This window comes from Streptomyces sp. YS-3, assembly GCF_045257485.1.
Lineage (GTDB): Bacteria > Actinomycetota > Actinomycetes > Streptomycetales > Streptomycetaceae > Streptomyces.
Genome location: NZ_JBJHPC010001030.1, coordinates 1 through 1,210 on the forward strand (window position 1 = coordinate 1; position 1,210 = coordinate 1,210).

Below are 1,210 nucleotides of genomic sequence, written 5' to 3' on the forward strand. Positions count from 1 at the left end.
GGGTGGGGGTAGGGCCCGGAGCGGAACGGCCCGGTCGGGTCGTGGCCGTCCTGGCCGTGCACCCGGTAGAGGCGTTCGGCCTCGGCGTAGAAGGGTTCCAGGTCGCCGTAGTCGAAGGGCCAGGCCGGGGAGGTGCCGTCGAGGTGCTCGACCGCGTCGAAGTCGTCCTCGCGCAACCGGGGAAGGCTCGCACCGTACACCTTGGTGGTGCCGCCGACGTAGTAGTGGGCGGCGGGGGTGAAGGCCTTGCCGCCGGTGGTGTGCCAGGGCTCGGCGTTGCGGTAGCGGCCGTCACCGAAGACGGCCTGCGGCGACCAGTTGGCCTCCTCGCGCGGCAGGAAGCCGCCGCGCTCGACGACCAGGACGCGTGCGCCGGTCCCGGCGAGGGCCCAGGCCACCGTCGCTCCTCCGGCGCCGGAGCCGATCACGATGACGTCGGCGTCGTAGCGGGTGGCGTCGTGCCGGACCACCGGCGGCGTGCCGGGGCCCCAGATCCCGTTCATGTCCCTCTCCCTTCGTGCGGCGGTTCCGGCCGGTACAGGCGTACGGCGGTGTGCTCCTCGTAGGGCTGGTGGCGGGGAGCGTGGACGAGTTCGAGGTGCAGGCCCCAGGGGGTGGTGAGGTACACCCACCGGGTGCCGCGGATGGGTCCCTCGCCGACCTCCTGCGGTTCGCCGAGCATCCGTACGCCGGGGGTGGCGGCGAGTCGGCGGACACTGGCGTCGAAGTCGTCCGTCCACAGCGCCAGATGGTGGCCGCCGACGTCGCTGTTGCGGGGCATCCGCCGATGCCGGCCGGGGCCGGTGTACTCGAAGAGTTCGACGTTGAGGGCGGGGCCCAGGCGCAGCATGGCGATGTGGACGGTGGCCCGGGGGTCGACGCCGAGCTGGCGGCGCATCCAGTCGTCGGCGGCGGCGATGGGTCCGGTGCGGTAGGCCTCCTCGGCGCCCAGGACCCCGGTGAAGAAGGCGACGGCCTCGTCGAGGCGGGGCACGGTGAAGGCGATGTGGTGGACCGCGCGCAGGCCGGGGACGCGTGAAGTGGCCGGTTCAGCGGGCGAGTTGAAGGTCATGTCCGCTCCTGGGTCGTGTCGGGGTTACGGGGTGGCAAGCGCCGGGCGACGGCCTCGGGGGTGACGGTCAGGCAGAGCAGTTCGGCGCCCCGGCTTCCGGCCCGCAGCGTGACGTCCGCGGCGGTGGGGGCCAGGAGC

At 73.6% G+C, this 1,210-nt stretch carries 2 protein-coding genes; both read right to left on the reverse strand.

Annotated elements, in window-relative coordinates; genetic code table 11:
* On the reverse strand, positions 1-503 hold a 503-nt coding region (locus ACJA3G_RS37265; protein ID WP_406557436.1), incomplete at its 3' end, for an FAD-dependent oxidoreductase.
* Positions 500-1,072, reverse strand: a complete 573-nt coding sequence (locus tag ACJA3G_RS37270) for a VOC family protein (protein WP_406557437.1) — start codon at positions 1,070-1,072, stop codon at positions 500-502. The genes ACJA3G_RS37265 and ACJA3G_RS37270, both read right to left, overlap by 4 nt.
* Between the last annotated feature and the right edge of the window lie 138 nt (positions 1,073-1,210).

Excerpts from the sequence above, each read along its gene's own strand:
- ACJA3G_RS37270 (WP_406557437.1), bottom strand. The coding sequence starts at position 1,072 with ATGACCTTCAACTCGCCCGCTGAACCGGCCACTTCACGCGTCCCCGGC.